This is a genomic window from Streptomyces sp. NBC_00162 (assembly GCF_024611995.1).
GTDB lineage: Bacteria > Actinomycetota > Actinomycetes > Streptomycetales > Streptomycetaceae > Streptomyces.
The window spans coordinates 6,421,222-6,436,594 of record NZ_CP102509.1 but is presented as its reverse complement, the minus strand read 5'-3'; the positions used below and the strand labels follow the sequence as shown (position 1 = coordinate 6,436,594).

The 15,373-nt window shown below is 73.0% G+C and carries 17 protein-coding genes and 1 riboswitch; of the genes, 7 read left to right on the top strand and 10 right to left on the bottom strand.

The genetic code is table 11. The features are described from left to right. Positions 1–756 carry an SDR family oxidoreductase gene (locus tag JIW86_RS29835; RefSeq protein WP_257556896.1) on the top strand — a complete coding sequence of 252 codons (756 nt, stop codon included), beginning with the start codon at positions 1–3 and terminating at the stop codon, positions 754–756. A gap of 16 nt (positions 757–772) precedes the next feature. Here the strand turns inward: JIW86_RS29835 and amaP are convergent, their stop codons facing one another. From amaP to JIW86_RS29795, 8 genes are all read right to left on the bottom strand, one after another. Next, on the bottom strand, positions 773–1,330 hold the full coding sequence (gene amaP, locus JIW86_RS29830) for an alkaline shock response membrane anchor protein AmaP (RefSeq protein ID WP_257556895.1): 558 nt from the start codon (positions 1,328–1,330) through the stop codon (positions 773–775). A gap of 4 nt (positions 1,331–1,334) precedes the next feature. Further along, a complete protein-coding gene (locus JIW86_RS29825; protein ID WP_416237617.1) occupies positions 1,335–1,841 on the bottom strand; it encodes a DUF6286 domain-containing protein in 507 nt (168 codons plus the stop codon). Positions 1,842–1,939: 98 nt separating this feature from the next. After that, positions 1,940–2,311 carry a hypothetical protein gene (locus JIW86_RS29820; protein WP_257556894.1) on the bottom strand — a complete coding sequence of 124 codons (372 nt, stop codon included), beginning with the start codon at positions 2,309–2,311 and terminating at the stop codon, positions 1,940–1,942. A gap of 7 nt (positions 2,312–2,318) precedes the next feature. Further along, the gene (locus JIW86_RS29815) at positions 2,319–2,504 is read right to left on the bottom strand and encodes a hypothetical protein (RefSeq protein WP_215139865.1); all 186 of its coding nucleotides are present in this window, start codon (positions 2,502–2,504) and stop codon (positions 2,319–2,321) included. 17 nt (positions 2,505–2,521) lie between these two features. Continuing rightward, positions 2,522–2,953: an Asp23/Gls24 family envelope stress response protein gene (locus JIW86_RS29810; protein WP_215139866.1), complete on the bottom strand. Its 432-nt coding sequence runs from the start codon at positions 2,951–2,953 to the stop codon at positions 2,522–2,524. Positions 2,954–3,109: 156 nt separating this feature from the next. Continuing rightward, positions 3,110–3,889 (bottom strand): enoyl-CoA hydratase/isomerase family protein, encoded by a 780-nt coding sequence (locus JIW86_RS29805; RefSeq protein ID WP_215139867.1) that lies wholly within the window; start codon positions 3,887–3,889, stop codon positions 3,110–3,112. A gap of 168 nt (positions 3,890–4,057) precedes the next feature. Further along, positions 4,058–4,279 (bottom strand): helix-turn-helix domain-containing protein, encoded by a 222-nt coding sequence (locus JIW86_RS29800; RefSeq protein WP_030010789.1) that lies wholly within the window; start codon positions 4,277–4,279, stop codon positions 4,058–4,060. Positions 4,280–4,663: 384 nt separating this feature from the next. Beyond that, positions 4,664–6,262, bottom strand: a complete 1,599-nt coding sequence (locus tag JIW86_RS29795) for an ABC-F family ATP-binding cassette domain-containing protein (RefSeq protein ID WP_215139868.1) — start codon at positions 6,260–6,262, stop codon at positions 4,664–4,666. Between the two features lie 275 nt (positions 6,263–6,537). Between JIW86_RS29795 and JIW86_RS29790 the strand changes: the two genes are divergently transcribed. Beyond that, positions 6,538–7,428: a neutral zinc metallopeptidase gene (locus JIW86_RS29790; RefSeq protein WP_257556893.1), complete on the top strand. Its 891-nt coding sequence runs from the start codon at positions 6,538–6,540 to the stop codon at positions 7,426–7,428. A 60-nt stretch (positions 7,429–7,488) separates the two neighbouring features. Then, a complete protein-coding gene (locus tag JIW86_RS29785; protein ID WP_215139870.1) occupies positions 7,489–7,884 on the top strand; it encodes a VOC family protein in 396 nt (131 codons plus the stop codon). Positions 7,885–7,933: 49 nt separating this feature from the next. Here the strand turns inward: JIW86_RS29785 and JIW86_RS29780 are convergent, their stop codons facing one another. Further along, positions 7,934–9,367: a hypothetical protein gene (locus JIW86_RS29780; protein ID WP_416237616.1), complete on the bottom strand. Its 1,434-nt coding sequence runs from the start codon at positions 9,365–9,367 to the stop codon at positions 7,934–7,936. 197 nt (positions 9,368–9,564) lie between these two features. After that, the gene (locus tag JIW86_RS29775; protein WP_257556890.1) at positions 9,565–10,695 is read right to left on the bottom strand and encodes an alpha/beta hydrolase family protein; all 1,131 of its coding nucleotides are present in this window, start codon (positions 10,693–10,695) and stop codon (positions 9,565–9,567) included. 311 nt (positions 10,696–11,006) lie between these two features. On the opposite strand from JIW86_RS29775, the gene JIW86_RS29770 reads away from it, so the two are divergent. From JIW86_RS29770 to JIW86_RS29755, 4 genes are all read left to right on the top strand, one after another. After that, positions 11,007–12,275, top strand: a complete 1,269-nt coding sequence (locus tag JIW86_RS29770; RefSeq protein ID WP_257556889.1) for an inorganic phosphate transporter — start codon at positions 11,007–11,009, stop codon at positions 12,273–12,275. Positions 12,276–12,303: 28 nt separating this feature from the next. Then, a complete protein-coding gene (locus JIW86_RS29765; RefSeq protein ID WP_215139874.1) occupies positions 12,304–12,525 on the top strand; it encodes a hypothetical protein in 222 nt (73 codons plus the stop codon). A gap of 118 nt (positions 12,526–12,643) precedes the next feature. Further along, positions 12,644–12,787, top strand: a riboswitch (cobalamin riboswitch). Positions 12,788–12,824: 37 nt separating this feature from the next. Next, entirely contained in the window at positions 12,825–13,784 is a 960-nt protein-coding gene (locus JIW86_RS29760) for a cobalamin biosynthesis protein (protein ID WP_257556888.1), read from the top strand. Beyond that, on the top strand, positions 13,781–15,301 hold the full coding sequence (locus tag JIW86_RS29755) for a cobyric acid synthase (RefSeq protein WP_257556887.1): 1,521 nt from the start codon (positions 13,781–13,783) through the stop codon (positions 15,299–15,301). The genes JIW86_RS29760 and JIW86_RS29755 overlap by 4 nt, the downstream gene beginning before the upstream one ends. Positions 15,302–15,373: the final 72 nt, after the last annotated feature.

The window sequence follows — 15,373 nt, the reverse complement described above, 5'->3', positions numbered from 1 at the left end:
ATGGATCTTGGACTGAAGGACCGTGTCTACATCGTCACCGGGGCCACGCGCGGCCTCGGCTTCGCCGCCGCCCGGGAACTGACCGCCGACGGCGCGAAGGTCCTCCTGACGGGCCGTGACGAGAAGCGGGCGGCCGACGCCGCCGCCTCGCTCGGCCCGAACGCGGCCGGTGTGGCGGCCGACAACTCCGACCCGGCGGTGGCCGGGCGGCTCGTCGCCACCGCGCGCGAGCGCTTCGGACGCCTGGACGGCATCCTCATCAGCGTCGGCGGCCCGGCCCCGGGCCTCGCGGCCGACAACACCGACGAACAGTGGTCGGCCGCCTTCGAGTCGGTCTTCCTGGGCGCGGTCCGCCTCGCCCGGGCGGCCGCCGCCGAGCTGGGCGAGGGCGGGGTCATCGGCTTCGTCCTGTCGGGCTCGGTCCACGAGCCGATCCCCGGCCTGACCATCTCCAACGGCCTGCGCCCGGGCCTGGCCGGCTTCGCGAAGTCCCTCTCGGTGGACCTCGGCCCGCGCGGGATCCGGGTCGTCGGCCTGCTCCCGGCGCGGATCGACACCGACCGGGTGCGGGAGCTCGACGCCCTGTCCGGGGACGCGGAGGCGGCCCGGGCGGGGCACGAGTCCCGCATCCCGCTGCGGCGCTACGGCACCCCGGAGGAGTTCGGCCGCGCGGCGGCGTTCCTGCTCTCCCCGGCGGCCTCGTATCTGACGGGCATCATGCTCCCGGTCGACGGCGGCTCCCGGCACGGCTTCTGACCCGCTGTCCGCCGGCCTACGTGACGCGCTGGGCCCGGTGTGACGTCACCTTCAGGCGGGCCTCCGTCGGCAGTGCGGCGAGGCCCGCCGAGGTGCGGGCGTGGGTCAGGACCGGGCCCGCGAGGGCGGCCAAGACGTCGGCGGGGACGGCGTGGGGCTCCAGTTCCAGCGCGATGCGCAGTGCGGGCGATCCCCGCCTGCCGCGCAGCGCGACCCGGCAGCGGGCGACCCCGTCCAGGGCCCCGGCCTCCGCCGCCACCGCCTCCTCCAGGGCGCGCCCCCTCAGCAGGGCGAACGCCCCGTCCCCGGTGTCCACGTCGACCGCCTGCAGCCGCGAACGCCTCAGCTGGGACAGCAGCCACCACAGCAACAGCAGCACGCACAGCCCGAGGCCGGCGATCACCGCCCACCTCCACCAGCCGTCGGCATGCCAGTACCTGCGCCGGGTCTCCTCGGTCAGCAGCGGCGCGTGGCGGCCGCCGAACGGCCAGGACGCCGCGAGCACCGAGGCACCGGCCGCCAGCAGGACCAGGCCCGTCACGGCCAGCAGGATGCGGTTCACCGCCCCGAGCATCCCGTCACCTCCTGACCCGGACGTGCGGGTGGTGCGGCGGGTGTGCGAGGCCGAGTTCCTCGACGCCGACGGCGAGGACCGCGTCCAGGTCGGCCCGTACGTCGTCCAGTTCGCGGAAGTGCGAGGTGGCCCGGACCCCGATGCGGGAGCGGCCCACCTTGACCCGGACCGAGCGCACCCCGGACACCTCCATGGCCCGGTCCCGCAGTACCTGCGCGGCGTCCTTGCGCCCGAGCCCGGCCCGCAGCCCGGTGTCGCCGTCCGGAGTCCGCATGGGCAGGATCCCGCGGAGCCCGGGGGTGAACGCCAGCAGCAGGAGCACCGCCCCGGCGACGGCCAGGGCACCGCCGCCCAGCAGCACGCTCAGGTCGGCCGGGGTGTGCCGGTCCAGCTGCCGGGCGAGCTCGCGGCGCCAGCTCATGCCGGGCCGGTGGGCCCGTACGGCGGCCAGGTCGTACAGGAACAGGCCGGCCACCCCCAGGAGGGCGAGCGCGGTGAGCGCAGCTGGCACCCGCCGGGCGGAGCGCAGCCGGTGGACGCGCGGTTCATGCGGTTCATGCGATGCGTGCGGTTCACGCGGTTCGTGCGCGGCCCCGGGGACGGTGTCGGTCACCGCAGCCGCCGGTCCCGCCCGGCAGCGGGCCGGGCGTGCGCGGAGTGCAGGTGCTCGATGTCGATGTCCACCTCGGGTACGGACATCGACGCGCACTCCTCGATCCGGAGGGCGACCTGACGGCGTACGGCCGCGCACTGGGCGGCGATGTCGGAGGGGTAGTCCAGCTCCAGGCTCACCCGTACCCGGGCGATGTCGTGGTGCACGGTGACGGTGGCGTGCGGAGCCGCCGCCCGGGGTGGCGGCGCGACGAGCGCCTCCCGGGCGGCCTGGGCGGCGATCTTGGCGATGACCCGGTCGGCGATACGGGTGGCCCCCCGGTCGGCGGGAGCCACCCGGGGCGGGAGGGCCTTGGGCGGGGTGCTCATCGGCGCCTCACCCGCGCCGGTCGTCGCGGCGCCGGAACAGGTCCCCGGGTTCCAGGTCCCCGTCGAGGAACCGGCCGGCGACGAAGCCGATGGCGCCCAGCGCCGCCACCAGCAGGAAGGCTCCGAAGCCGCCGAAGTATCCGGCGAACGCCAGGGCCATGCCGGCGAACATGCCGGCGACCGCCATGCTCATTGCGTGGCTCCTCTCGGCTACTGGAGCCGGGACTCCGGCTCCTCGTCGGGCTCATCGGGCAGCTTGACGTCGCTGACCGCGATGTTGACCTCGACGACCTCCAGGCTGGTCATGCGCTCGACCGCCGAGATGACGTTCTCACGGACCGCCCGGGCCACCTCCCTGATCGACACGCCGTAATCGACGATGATCTCCAGATCGAGGGCGGTCTGGACCTCGCCGACCTCCGCCTTGACCCCACGGCTGACGGAGGCCTTCGCGCCGCCCGGGACCCGGTCGCGGACGGCGCCGAAGGTACGGGAGAGCCCGCTGCCGCTGCCCATGGCGTGCACGCCGACCACCTCGCGCGCGGCCAGCCCGGCGATCTTCTCGACCACCCCGTCGGCAATGGTGGTGCGGCCCCGGTCGGCGGCTTCCCTGGAGGAGCCCCCTGATGCGGATTCGGTCATGGAGTGTCCCTTCACGCGTGCGGACTCACTCCTCACCACGTTAGGCGCGTGACCGCGCCGCCGCCCCGGGACTACGCCGGTCGGCCGGAACCGTTCCTCCCCCGGCTACCGCCGGGAGGTGCCCCCAAGGCTCCGCCCCGGCAGCGGCGCCGCAGCTCAGTCCGAGAGACCCGCCAGGTCGCGCAGGCGGCGGGCCTGGGCGGCGCGCTCCGCGGTGCGCTGGTCGTCGTACGGGCGGGACTGCGCGTCGCGCAGCAGGGCCTTGGTCTCGACGACGGCGTCCCGCGGCGGTGCCAGCAGGGCGGTGGTGAGGTCCTGGACCGCGGCGTCGAGTTCGTCGACGGGGACCACGAGGTTGGCGAGGCCCACCCGCTCGGCCTCCTCGGCATGCACGAAGCGGCCCGTGGCGCAGATCTCCAGGGCGCGGGCATAGCCGACCAGGGAGGTGAGGGGCTGGGTGCCGGCCAGGTCCGGGACCAGCCCCAGGCTGGTCTCGCGCATGGCGAACTGCACGTCGTCGGCGACCACGCGCAGGTCGCACGCGAGCGCGAGCTGGAAGCCGGCGCCGATCGCGTGCCCCTGCACCGCAGCGACGGAGATGATGTCGTTACGCCGCCACCAGGTGAATGCCTCCTGGTATTCGGCGATCGTGGAGTCGAGCAGTTCGTCCGAACCGCGTGCCAGATCGAGGAAGGACGGCTCGCCCTCGAAACCCTCGGGGGTGAACGCCTGCCGGTCGAGCCCGGCGGAGAAGGACTTGCCCTCGCCGCGCAGCACGACGACCCGGACGGTGCCCGGCAACGACCTTCCGGCCTCCGCCAAAGCCCGCCAGAGCGCGGGGGACTGGGCGTTTCGCTTGGCCGGATTGGTCAGTGTCACCGTGGCGAGCGAGCCGTCGACGGTGAGTCGTACGCCGTCCTTGTCGAGCAGAGTCATCTGTATGCCTCCGGTGTGCAGTCGGCCGCAAAGCCGGCCTAAGTGACTGCACAGTAACCACCCAGTCGACCGGGAGGCCGACCGGGGGTCACCGAAGGAAACGTTGGACCATGTGAAGCCTTTGAAGCCGTGTGAAACGTTCGAGCGTCGGAACCGATGGGACCAGGGTCAGGCCGTAGCCGCTTTCTTGCCCCGCGTCGCGCCACCGCGACCGCGCAGCGAAACCCCGGACTCACTGAGCATCCGGTGGACGAATCCATAGGACCGGCCGGTCTCTTCGGCCAGTGCCCGGATACTCGCACCGGAGTCGTACTTCTTCTTCAGGTCTGCCGCGAGCTTGTCGCGCGCGGCGCCGGTTACCCGGCTGCCCTTCTTCAGAGTCTCGGCCACCCGTGCCTCCTCATGGGAAGTGCGCTCTGGACTTCTCATGATCACCCCTCCCACGCTTCCTGGCCACCCATTCCGCAAGGTCGGTACGGCCGCATTTCCCGAGGGGTGGACACCCGAGCAGAACGGAATCTTCTCTTCCGCTGCATGACCTCCGTCACACTCCGCCGCCCTCATCGGGAATCACCAGGTCAGGGGCGGGAAACGGATAGACGGACGGCCCCGGTCGCGCACTCTTGGGAGCGCGACCGGGGCCGTCGTACGACGTGCAACGGTACGAGACCGTCTCACTCAGATGATGGATCACCCCTGAGCCGAATGATCCATAAGGAATTGGATCAGCACCGGATCAGCACCGGATCGGCAGGCGACCGGGCGGCCGGGCGGTCAGGCGAGGGCGACCAGGTCCCGGTAGTCCGGGCCCCACAGGTCCTCGACGCCGTCCGGAAGCAGGATGATCCGCTCCGGCTCCAGCGCCTCGACGGCGCCCTCGTCGTGCGTGACGAGGATGACCGCGCCCTTGTACGTGCGCAGGGCGCCCAGGATCTCCTCGCGGCTGGCGGGGTCGAGGTTGTTCGTGGGCTCGTCGAGGAGCAGCACGTTCGCCGAGGAGACGACCAGCGTGGCCAGGGCCAGACGGGTCTTCTCGCCGCCGGAGAGCACCCCGGCGGGCTTGTCCACGTCGTCCCCGGAGAAGAGGAAGGAGCCGAGCGTCTTGCGGACGGCGACCAGGTCCAGGTCGGGCGCGGAGGACCGCATGTTCTCCAGGACCGTGCGCTCCGGGTCCAGGGTCTCGTGCTCCTGGGCGTAGTAGCCGAGCTTGAGGCCGTGACCGGGAACGACGGTGCCGGTGTCCGGCTTCTCCGTGCCCGACAGCAGGCGCAGGAGGGTGGTCTTGCCGGCGCCGTTGAGGCCGAGGATGACGACGCGGGAGCCCTTGTCGATGGCCAGGTCGACGTCGGTGAAGATCTCCAGCGAGCCGTACGACTTCGAGAGGCCCTCGGCGGTCAGCGGGGTCTTGCCGCAGGGCGCCGGGTCCGGGAAGCGCAGCTTGGCGACCTTGTCGGAGACGCGGACGGCCTCCAGGCCGGCGAGCAGCCGGTCGGCGCGCTTGGCCATGTTCTGCGCGGCAACGGTCTTGGTGGCCTTGGCGCGCATCTTGTCGGCCTGCGAGTTCAGGGCCGCGGCCTTCTTCTCCGCGTTCTGGCGCTCGCGCTTGCGGCGCTTCTCGTCGGCCTCGCGCTGCTGCTGGTAGAGCTTCCAGCCCATGTTGTAGACGTCGATCTGGGAGCGGTTGGCGTCCAGGTAGAAGACCTTGTTGACGACGGTCTCGACCAGGTCGACATCGTGGGAGATCACGACGAAGCCGCCGCGGTAGTTCTTCAGGTAGTCCCGCAGCCAGACGATCGAGTCGGCGTCGAGGTGGTTGGTGGGCTCGTCGAGGAGCAGGGTGTCGGCGTCCGAGAAGAGGATCCGGGCGAGCTCGACGCGGCGTCGCTGACCGCCGGAGAGGGTGTGCAGCGGCTGGCCGAGGACCCGGTCGGGCAGCCCGAGGGCGGCCGAGATGGTCGCGGCCTCGGACTCGGCGGCGTACCCGCCCTTGGTGAGGAACTCGGTCTCCTGGCGCTCGTACTGGCGCAGCGCCTTCTCACGGGTGGCGCCGGCGCCGCTGGAGATGCGCTCCTCGTTCATCCGCATCTTCTTGAGCAGGACGTCGAGGCCGCGCGCGGACAGGATCCGGTCGCTGGCCAGCACGTCCAGGTCGCCGGTGCGCGGGTCCTGCGGGAGGTAGCCGACCTCGCCCGAGCGGGTGATGGAGCCGGCGGCGGGCTGGCCCTCGCCCGCGAGGCACTTGGTGAGGGTGGTCTTGCCGGCTCCGTTGCGGCCGACCAGGCCGATGCGGTCGCCCTTGGCGATGCGGAAGGAGGCGGACTCGATGAGGACGCGGGCGCCGGCGCGCAGCTCGACGCCGGTGGCGGTGATCACGGAAATACTCCAGGGCGGTGGGGACGGCGGAAGGGGGGCAGGACGCGATGCTTCGACGCCGCTAATCCGCGAGGAGATTTGCCATGAGAGACATTCTACCGGGGGTGCGCAACTACTTTCCGGGCCGGTGGACGCCCCGGGCGCCCTCTGCCGTGTCCCTCGTTCGGCTCATGGGCCGAACCGGCGGGCCGGGGCGCGTATCAGGATGAATGGGTTGATACTCGCCGCAGGTGGCCACGCGGCCCCCTGGCTGCACGGATGGAGGGCGGTGCGGGATGCAGTTCGACGACGACGCCGATCTGGACACCTCCGAGGTCAAGGACGTGCGCGGCAGCCGCGTCCCGGGCGGGAGGGCCACGATCGGCGGCGGCATCGTCGGACTGATCGCGCTGGTCCTGGGCCTCCTGTTCGGTGTGGGACCCGAGCAGCTGGGGCTCTCGTCCGGGGACCAGGAGCCGGCGCCCGCCTCGTCCTCCGTGAGTCAGGTGGAGCAGACCTGCAAGAAGGGGCGGGACGCGAACGCCCGGGAGGACTGCCGGCTGGTCGCGGTGGTCAACAGCACCCAGGACTTCTGGAGGCAGGAGTTCACCAGGCGGGGCGGCACCTACGCCCCGGCGTCGACGATCTTCTTCAGCGGCCGGGTGAACACCGCCTGCGGGGCGGCCACCTCGGCGGTCGGCCCCTTCTACTGCCCCACAGACCGGCGGGTCTACCTGGACCTGGGGTTCTTCGACGACCTGCGGACGAAGTTCGGCGCGAGCGGCGGCCCCTTCGCCCAGGCGTACGTCGTCGCCCACGAGTACGGGCACCACATCCAGAATCTGACCGGAACGCTCCAGCGGGCCCAGGACGGGCAGCAGGGCGCGAACAGCAACGCCGTCAAGGTCGAGCTCCAGGCGGACTGCTACGCCGGGGTGTGGGCGCACAACGCGACGAAGGTCCCGGACGAGTCCACCGGCCGGCCGCTGATCACCAGCCTGACCGACCAGGACATCAGGGACGGCCTGGACGCGGCGGCCGCGGTCGGCGACGACCGGATCCAGGAGAAGTTCCAGGGCCGGGTGACCCCCGAGAGCTGGACGCACGGGTCGGCCGAGCAGCGCCAGCAGTGGTTCTACCAGGGCTACCGCACCGGTGACATGGCCCAGTGCAACACCTTCCGCTGACTGTCGGCAGCGCCTGCCATGCTGTGACGTGGGTCACCGTCAAGAGAGGGAGTGATCGTCATGGCAGGCGTTCCGTCCATCTGTCCCACGCTGGTCTACCGCGACGCCAAGGCGGCCATCAAGCTGCTGACCGAGGCCTTCGGCTTCAGCCAGGTCGCGGTGTACGAGGGTGAGAACGGCTCGGTGGTGCATGCGGAGCTGGCCTACGGCAACGGCGTGGTGATGCTGGGCAGCAAGGGCACCGGCGGGGTCTTCGACAAGGCCATGGGGGACGCGGGGCCCTCGGGGGTCTATGTCGTGGTCGACGATGTGGACGCCCACCACCGGCGGGCCGCCGAGCACGGTGCGGAGATCCTGATGGAGCCCACCGACCAGGACTACGGCTCCCGCGACTACATGGCCCGGGACGGCGAGGGCAACATCTGGAGCTTCGGGACGTACGCGCCGCAGGTCTGAGACCCGCGGCGGGTACGTCTCCGCCTTCGCCGCCTTCGCTCGTACGGGGCTACGCGCCGCCGGTGTGGACCTGGAAGGCGGCCCGGCGGACCGCCTTGGCCAGGGCCGGGTCGGGGTGGGCCGCCGCCAGCGCGACCAGGACCTGCACGGTGCGCGGGTGGCCGACCGCGCGGACCTCGTCCAGCAGCCTCGGGACGGTGGTCCTGACGGCCGAGTCGAGGTGGCGGGCCAGCAGGTCGGCTTCGCCGTGGTCGGCGATGGCGGCCGCGGTGTCCACCCAGAGCCAGGTCGACTCCTCGGCGGTGAGGACGTCCTGCGCCTCGTCGGGGTCGACCCCGTCGTGCTCGGCGAGCCAGAGCAGGGCGTAGGGGCGCAGGGCGGGCTCGCGAACGGCGGCGCGCACCTCGGGTTCGGCGGGGGCGCCGACGACGCGCAGCGCCTCGAAGGCGAGGCCGCGCAGCAGGGCGTCCTCGCCGCGGGCGGCGAGCAGGAGCTCACTGACGGCGTGGCGGACGGGCCGGGCGGCGAGCCAGGCCTGGTACTCGGCGCGGGCCGGGCCCGGGGTGAGCCGGGCGCAGCCGTGCAGCATGGCGGCGGCGGACTGCTCGATGTTCCCGGCGGGGCTCTGCGCGGCCACGCAGATCTGCTCCAGCTTGACCCAGACCGCCCAGCTGCCGAGCGGGGTGAGCGCGGCCCGTGCGGGGCCGAGGGTGACGGCGTCCACGGCGGCGAGTCCGCCGAGCGCCCAGCGCAGCAGCCGGGCGAGCGGGACGGGCGGCGCGGGGGCGGCCGCCGGCTCGGCGTCCGGCTGGTCGGGCGCCGCCTGCGGCAGGGCGTCGTAGGGGACCTCGCAGCGCTCGTCGCGCAGTTCGGTGACGCGCTGCCCGAGCAGGTCGAGGAGGTCGGGGACGGTCACCGGCCCGGCGGAGAGCTGGAGCAGGGACAGCAGCTGGGGCATCGCCTCGACGACCTCGGCGACGGCCGCGGGGGCGATGTCGGCGGGGGCGGGGTGCACGAGGGACCAGGCGTCGAAGAGGGCGACCCAGCCGCGCAGTACGGCGGTGTCGTCGCGGTCCCAGGCGCGCAGGCGCCAGCCGGGCCGGGCGTGGCCTCCGTGCACCTCGACCAGGCCGGCGAGCCGGGCGCGGTCCCAGCCGACTCTGATCTGGCCGTGCGTCAGGTTCAGTTCCCCGGCGGCGCGTTCGACGTCGGCGGCGGGCAGGGCGCCCGTGGGGGCGGGCCGGCCCCCGTCGCCCGCACCGAGGTTGAGTTCGGCCCAGCGGGTCAGTCGTACGGCGTCGGCGAGCGAGGCACGGGCCCGGTTCGCGAGGTCGGCCGTGGCAGGGGTGCCCGCCGGGGGCCTCGGGGCGGGCCGGGTACGTCGGTCCGTCACCGCCTTGCGGGCCGTACTAACGGACCTCGGGTAGACGAGTCGGAGTCTGGAGTCGCGAGCCAACTGCTCATCAGGCTTTCGGGACGTCACGGAAGCAGTCTCGCCCGTCACTGGCCGAAAGCCCAAACGGAACCAGCCGTTTCCAAGGCCGGCCCGAGGTCCAGACCGGGGCAAGTCACCCACAGGGCTCTCGCCGCCACATCCCCTTCACAAGAAAGTGCACGTGAGAACGCACTCGAGCACTCACGCGAGCACTCAGACGAGTGTTCACACGCGTTCACACGCGTTCACATGAGGGGGGTGAGGAAGCGCCGCAGGGCCTCCTCGTATCCGGCCGGGTCGGCGTTCCACATCGCGCCGTGGCCGGCCTGACGCACGGGGTGCAGGGTGACGAGGTCGGGGCGGGCGGCGGCGAGCCGCCGCGAGGGCTCCCAGGGGGCGAGGGTGTCGTCCGGGCCGTGGAAGATCAGTACGGGGAGGCGCAGCGTGCCCGGGTCCGCCAGGGGCGCCTGGTGGTCGGCGCGCAGTCCCGAGCGGCTCTCGGCGGCCCGGACCGCGAGCGGGAGCACCGGGGCCGGGGTGTGGCGGGCCGCGGCGAGCGCGCGCAGGGTGGTGTGCCAGTCGAATACGGGAGAGTCCAGCACCAGCCCGGCGATCCGGCCGGCCAGCGCCGAGCGCTCGGCGGCGCGCAGGGCCATGGTGGCGCCGGTGGACCAGCCGTGCAGGATCACGCGGCGGGCGCCGTAGCGCAGGGCGTAGCGGATGGCGGCGTCCAGGTCCCGCCACTCCGATTCGCCGAGGTGGCCGAGGCCGTCCGGGGAGGCGGGGGCACCGAGGTCGCCGCGGTAGGCCAGGTCCAGGACGGGCAGCCGGTGCCGGTGCAGGAAGGGCATGACCACCATCGGGTGCTCGCGGCCGGCGCCGAGCCCGTGCACGGTGATGACCCAGGTGTCGCGGGCCTCGGGCACGAACCAGGCGGGCAGGGCGCCGAGCTCCCCGGGCACGTCGACGTCGGCGTGGTCGAGCCCGAGGGCGGTGCGCGGGTTCCCGAGGTGGACCTGGGGGGTCAGGGTGACGCGGGTGCCGGGGTCGAGGCTGCCGTGGGTGACGGCGAGGAGCCGGCGTACGACGGTGTCCGGGCCGTGCTCGGCGTCGGGGAGCACGGGGCCGACCACGGCGTGCACCCCGGGGGCGTCGAGTCCGTACGTACCGGGGCGCAGGGAGCCGAGCGAGCGGGTCAGCACGACCCGGCCGGCGGCGGTGGAGTGGACGCTCAGGCGCGGACTGCCGGGCAGCGGGCGCCCGGGCTGGGGCCGCAGGGCCACGTCGGCGGCGTACCGGCCGGCCGCGACAGCGGCCACGGCGGTGCCCAGGAGGGTGGTGGTGACGGCCGCTGCCGTCGCTGTCGCGGTACGCACTGCTCCAGTGTCGAGGCGCGGGCTTCGGCGGGCCACCGGAGGCGATCGTTCCGACGGTCGCCGAGAGCGAGGTGATCTAGCTCTCTTTCGATGCCCCGGAGGCGGTGGCCGATCAGCCAGAGGCCACTCGCGGAGGGGTTCGTTCACCCTGCTTTGACGTGCATTTATCTGGATAGCTACGACAGAATCGGGACGAATGACCTGATCGCACCCCAGGTGGAGACACCATTAAGCCCGCATCAGTTCACCTTCCGTTCATCCAGATTGCCTACGGTCGCCGAGCCACTGACGTCAAACAGAAGCCTGGGTAAATGGAGCACATAACGCTTCTCCTCGGGATCGTGATCATCACCGCTCTCGTGTTCGACTTCACGAACGGTTTCCACGACACAGCCAACGCGATGGCTACCACCATCTCGACTGGCGCCCTCAAGCCCAAGACGGCGGTGGCCATGTCCGCCGTGCTCAACCTCGTCGGCGCGTTCATGTCCGTGGAGGTCGCCAAGACGATCTCCAAGGGCCTGGTCAACGAGGAGGGCATCCAGCCAGAAGTGATCTTCGCCGCCCTGGTCGGCGCGATCCTCTGGAACCTCGTCACCTGGCTGGTCGGCCTTCCCTCCAGCTCCTCCCACGCCCTGATGGGCGGCCTGATCGGTGCCGCGGTCGCCTCGGCCGGCATGGGCGCGGTCAACGGCAGCGTCGTCGTCACCAAGGTGCTGATCCCCGCGATCGCCGCGCCCCTCGTGGCCGGTCTGGCCGCGATGCTCGCCGCCAAGGTCACGTACAAGCTGGGCAACAAGGTCGGCGAGAAGACCTCCGCCAAGGGCTACCGCGCCGGTCAGATCGCCTCGGCCAGCCTCGTCTCCCTCGCGCACGGCACCAACGACGCGCAGAAGACGATGGGCATCATCACTCTGGCACTCGTCGCCGGAGGCGCGCTCGCGCCCGGCTCGAACCCGCCGGTCTGGGTCATCGTCTCCGCCGGTATGGCCATCGCGATGGGCACCTACCTGGGCGGCTGGCGCATCATCCGCACCATGGGCAAGGGCCTGACCGACCTGCAGCCGCAGCAGGGCTTCGCCGCCCAGACCTCGGCCGCCAGCGTCATCCTGGCCTCCTCCTCCCTCGGCTTCTCCCTCTCCACCACCCACGCGTGCTCCGGCGCGGTCATGGGTGCGGGCCTGGGACGCAAGGGCGGCGTGGTCCGCTGGTCCACCGCCACCCGCATGTTCATCGCCTGGGGCCTGACCCTGCCGGCCGCCGCCCTCGTCGCCTCCGGTGCCGAGCTGGTCATGCGCACCGGTGACGTCGGCGTCGCCGTCGTCGCGGTGTTCCTGGTCGCCTCCTGCACCGCGATCTGGTTCATCTCGCGCCGCCAGGTCGTCGACCACCACAACGTCAACGAGGTGGAGCCGGCCGGCGCCGAGGAGCCGGGTGTCGTCACCACGGCCATGGCCGCCGTCACCGTCCCGCCGACCGCCGCCGCGGCCGGTACGACCGCCGCCGTGACCGACGAGGACCTCAAGGCCACCATCCCGGCCGCGACCGCGACGCCTGCGGCTCCGGCCGCGGCGGTCTGACCCCGAGAACGACAGAGGAATCAGCGGTATGAAGATCGACTGGGAAGCACTCGGCTCCGTGTTCGGGGTCAGCCTCTCCGCCACCGTCGCCCTCGTGGCCCTCTTCACCCTGGGCCTGGTGGGCCTGTCCAAGCACGAGACCGCCACCGAGCAGGGCGGCACCGCCACCCTGGCCCGCAGCGGCGCGTACGCCTGCTTCGCGCTCGTCGCGGCCGCCGTGGGCTACGGGATCTACCTGATCGTCGCCTGACACGCACGTCACGCGTGAACGCTCCCTCCGGGTTTCCCCGGGGGGAGCTTTCGCATGCCCCGCCACACGCCCCACCGCAGCCCCGTCGCAGGTCAACGGCGAGTTGACGGGCGTTCGCGGTGCGTGGTGGACTGCGCGAGCCAATACGGCGGCATGGAGAGGAAGTCCGGTGCGAATCCGGCGCGGTCCCGCCACTGTCACCGGGGCACTCGACCGAGTGCGACCCGGGAGCCAGGAACTCTCGCCGCCGGACACGTCGAACCAGGGCGCGGACCCTGAGTGAGGACATACCTGCCACCATGCGTGCCGATCGCGTCTTCGCGTACGGCGTCACGGCGGGGCTGATCGGCGACCGGATCCTGGGGGATCCGCGCCGTGGGCACCCCGTGGCCGCCTTCGGACGAGCCGCCGCCGCCGTCGAGCGCGCCCTGTGGCGCGACGACCGCGCCCGGGGCCTCTTGCACACCCTGGTGTGCGCCGGGGGCGCGGCCGCCGTCGGTGCGCTGGGCGCCCGCGCCGTGCGCTCCCGGCCCGCGGCCGCCCGTATCGCCCTGACCGCCGCCGCCACGTGGGCCGTCGTGGGCGGCACCTCGCTGGGCCGGGAGGCCCGCGCCATCGGCGGCGCGCTCGCCGCCGGGGACGCCGAGGTGGCCCGCGAGCGGCTGCCGCACCTGTGCGGGCGCGACCCGCAAGCCCTGGACGAGCAGCAGATGGCCCGCGCCGTCGTGGAGTCGGTCGCGGAGAACACCTCCGACGCGGTGGTCGGGGCCCTGGTGTGGGGCGCCGTCGCCGGAGTCCCCGGGCTGCTGGCCTTCCGCGCCGTGAACACCCTGGACGCGATGGTCGGCCACAAGTCCCCCCGCTACCTGCGCTACGGCTGGGCGTCCGCCCGGCTCGACGATCTGGCGGGCTGGCCGGGCGCCCGGCTGACCGCGCTGGCCGCCGTACTGGCCGGACCCCACCGGCGGGGAGCCGTACGGGCCTGGCGCGCGGACGCCGCCGCGCACCCGAGCCCGAACGCCGGGCCCGTGGAGGCCTCCTTCGCGGGGGCGCTCGGCGTACGGCTGGGGGGCACCCTGGCGTACGGGGGGCGGGTCGAGCACCGGGCGGTGCTGAACGGCGGGACGGGGCGGCCGGTGGAGGTCGCGGACATCGAGCGGGCGGTACGGCTGTCGCGGCAGGTGACCTGGCTGGCGCTGGGGGCCTGTGTGGCGGCCCGGATGCTGGTCTCGCGCACATCACGGAGGGGGCGCGCATGAGCGGCGCGAAGCGCGGCGGCGGACTGCTGGTCGCCGGAACCACGTCGGACGCGGGCAAGAGCGTGGTCACGGCGGGCATCTGCCGCTGGCTGGCCCGCCAGGGCGTCAAGGTGGCGCCCTTCAAGGCGCAGAACATGTCGCTGAACTCCTTCGTCACCCGGGAGGGCGCCGAGATCGGCCGCGCCCAGGCGATGCAGGCCCAGGCGGCCGGCGTGGATCCGACCGCGCTGATGAACCCGGTCCTGCTCAAGCCGGGCAGCGACCGCAGCAGCCAGGTGGTGCTGCTGGGCAAGCCGGTGGGCGAGATGAGCGCCCGCGGCTACCACGGGGGCAGGCAGGAGCAGTTGCTCGGCATCGTCACGGACTGTCTGGAGCAGCTGCGGGGCACGTATGACGCCGTGATCTGCGAGGGGGCGGGGAGTCCGGCCGAGATCAACCTGCGCCGGACCGACATCGTGAACATGGGCATCGCGCGGGCCGCGCGGTTCCCGGTGGTCGTGGTCGGGGACATCGACCGGGGCGGGGTCTTCGCGTCCTTCTTCGGTACGACGGCTCTGCTGTCGGCGGAGGACCAGTCGCTGATCGCCGGATATCTGGTCAACAAGTTCCGCGGTGACGTCTCGCTGCTGGAGCCGGGCATGGAGATGCTGCGCGGCCTGACCGGGCGGGCCACGTACGGGGTCCTGCCCTTCCAGCACGGGCTGGGCATCGACGAGGAGGACGGGCTCCGGGTCTCCCTGCGGGGCGCGGTGCGCGAATCGGTGGTCGCCCCTCCGGTGGGCGAGGACGTGCTGCGGGTCGCCGTGTGCGCGGTGCCGCTGATGTCGAACTTCACGGACGTCGACGCGCTCGCGGCGGAGCCGGGGGTGGTCGTGCGGTTCGTGGACCGGGCCGAGGAGCTGGCCGACGCGGACCTGGTCGTCGTGCCGGGGACGCGCGGGACGGTGAAGGCCCTCGCCTGGCTGCGCGAGCGCGGGCTGGCGGACGCCCTGCTGCGGCGGGCTGCCGAGGGGCGGCCGGTGCTCGGGATCTGCGGTGGTTTCCAGGTGCTCGGCGAGCACATCGAGGACGAGGTCGAATCGCGGGCGGGTGCGGTGGACGGGCTCGGGCTGCTGCCCGTGCGCATCCGCTTCGAGCGGGAGAAGACCCTGGCGCGGCCGGTGGGTTCGGCGCTCGGGGAGCCGGTCGAGGGGTACGAGATCCACCACGGCGTGGCCGAGGTGCTGGGCGGGACGCCCTTCCTGGACGGGTGCCGGGTCGGGTCGGTGTGGGGGACGCACTGGCACGGCTCGCTGGAGTCGGACGGCTTCCGCCGGGCGTTCCTGCGGGAGGTGGCCGCGGCGGCCGGGCGGCGGTTCGTCCCGGCGCCGGACACCTCGTTCTCCTCCCTGCGGGAGGAACAGCTCGACCTGCTGGGCGACCTGATCGCGGAGCACGCCGACACGGATGCGCTGCTGCGGCTGATCGAAGGCGGAGCCCCGGCGGGCCTGCCGTTCCTCCCGCCGGGCGCGCCGTGACGGCCGCGGCCCTGCGGGGCTCTCCCCCACCCCGCCCCTTCCCTCAACCGGGCTCTGCCCGGACCCGCGCCT

What these genes read in the sequence shown, in the direction of transcription:
- JIW86_RS29765 (WP_215139874.1), top strand. Translation starts at nt 12,304, where the DNA reads ATGAAGATCGACTGGGAAGCACTCGGCTCCGTGTTCGGGGTCAGCCTC.
- JIW86_RS29770 (WP_257556889.1), top strand. Translation starts at nt 11,007, where the DNA reads ATGGAGCACATAACGCTTCTCCTCGGGATCGTGATCATCACCGCTCTC.
- JIW86_RS29790 (WP_257556893.1), top strand. Translation starts at nt 6,538, where the DNA reads ATGCAGTTCGACGACGACGCCGATCTGGACACCTCCGAGGTCAAGGAC.
- JIW86_RS29805 (WP_215139867.1), bottom strand. Translation starts at nt 3,889, where the DNA reads ATGACTCTGCTCGACAAGGACGGCGTACGACTCACCGTCGACGGCTCG.
- JIW86_RS29820 (WP_257556894.1), bottom strand. Translation starts at nt 2,311, where the DNA reads ATGAGCACCCCGCCCAAGGCCCTCCCGCCCCGGGTGGCTCCCGCCGAC.
- JIW86_RS29760 (WP_257556888.1), top strand. Translation starts at nt 12,825, where the DNA reads ATGCGTGCCGATCGCGTCTTCGCGTACGGCGTCACGGCGGGGCTGATC.
- JIW86_RS29835 (WP_257556896.1), top strand. Translation starts at nt 1, where the DNA reads ATGGATCTTGGACTGAAGGACCGTGTCTACATCGTCACCGGGGCCACG.
- JIW86_RS29810 (WP_215139866.1), bottom strand. Translation starts at nt 2,953, where the DNA reads ATGACCGAATCCGCATCAGGGGGCTCCTCCAGGGAAGCCGCCGACCGG.
- amaP (WP_257556895.1), bottom strand. Translation starts at nt 1,330, where the DNA reads ATGCTCGGGGCGGTGAACCGCATCCTGCTGGCCGTGACGGGCCTGGTC.
- JIW86_RS29755 (WP_257556887.1), top strand. Translation starts at nt 13,781, where the DNA reads ATGAGCGGCGCGAAGCGCGGCGGCGGACTGCTGGTCGCCGGAACCACG.
- JIW86_RS29785 (WP_215139870.1), top strand. Translation starts at nt 7,489, where the DNA reads ATGGCAGGCGTTCCGTCCATCTGTCCCACGCTGGTCTACCGCGACGCC.
- JIW86_RS29815 (WP_215139865.1), bottom strand. Translation starts at nt 2,504, where the DNA reads ATGAGCATGGCGGTCGCCGGCATGTTCGCCGGCATGGCCCTGGCGTTC.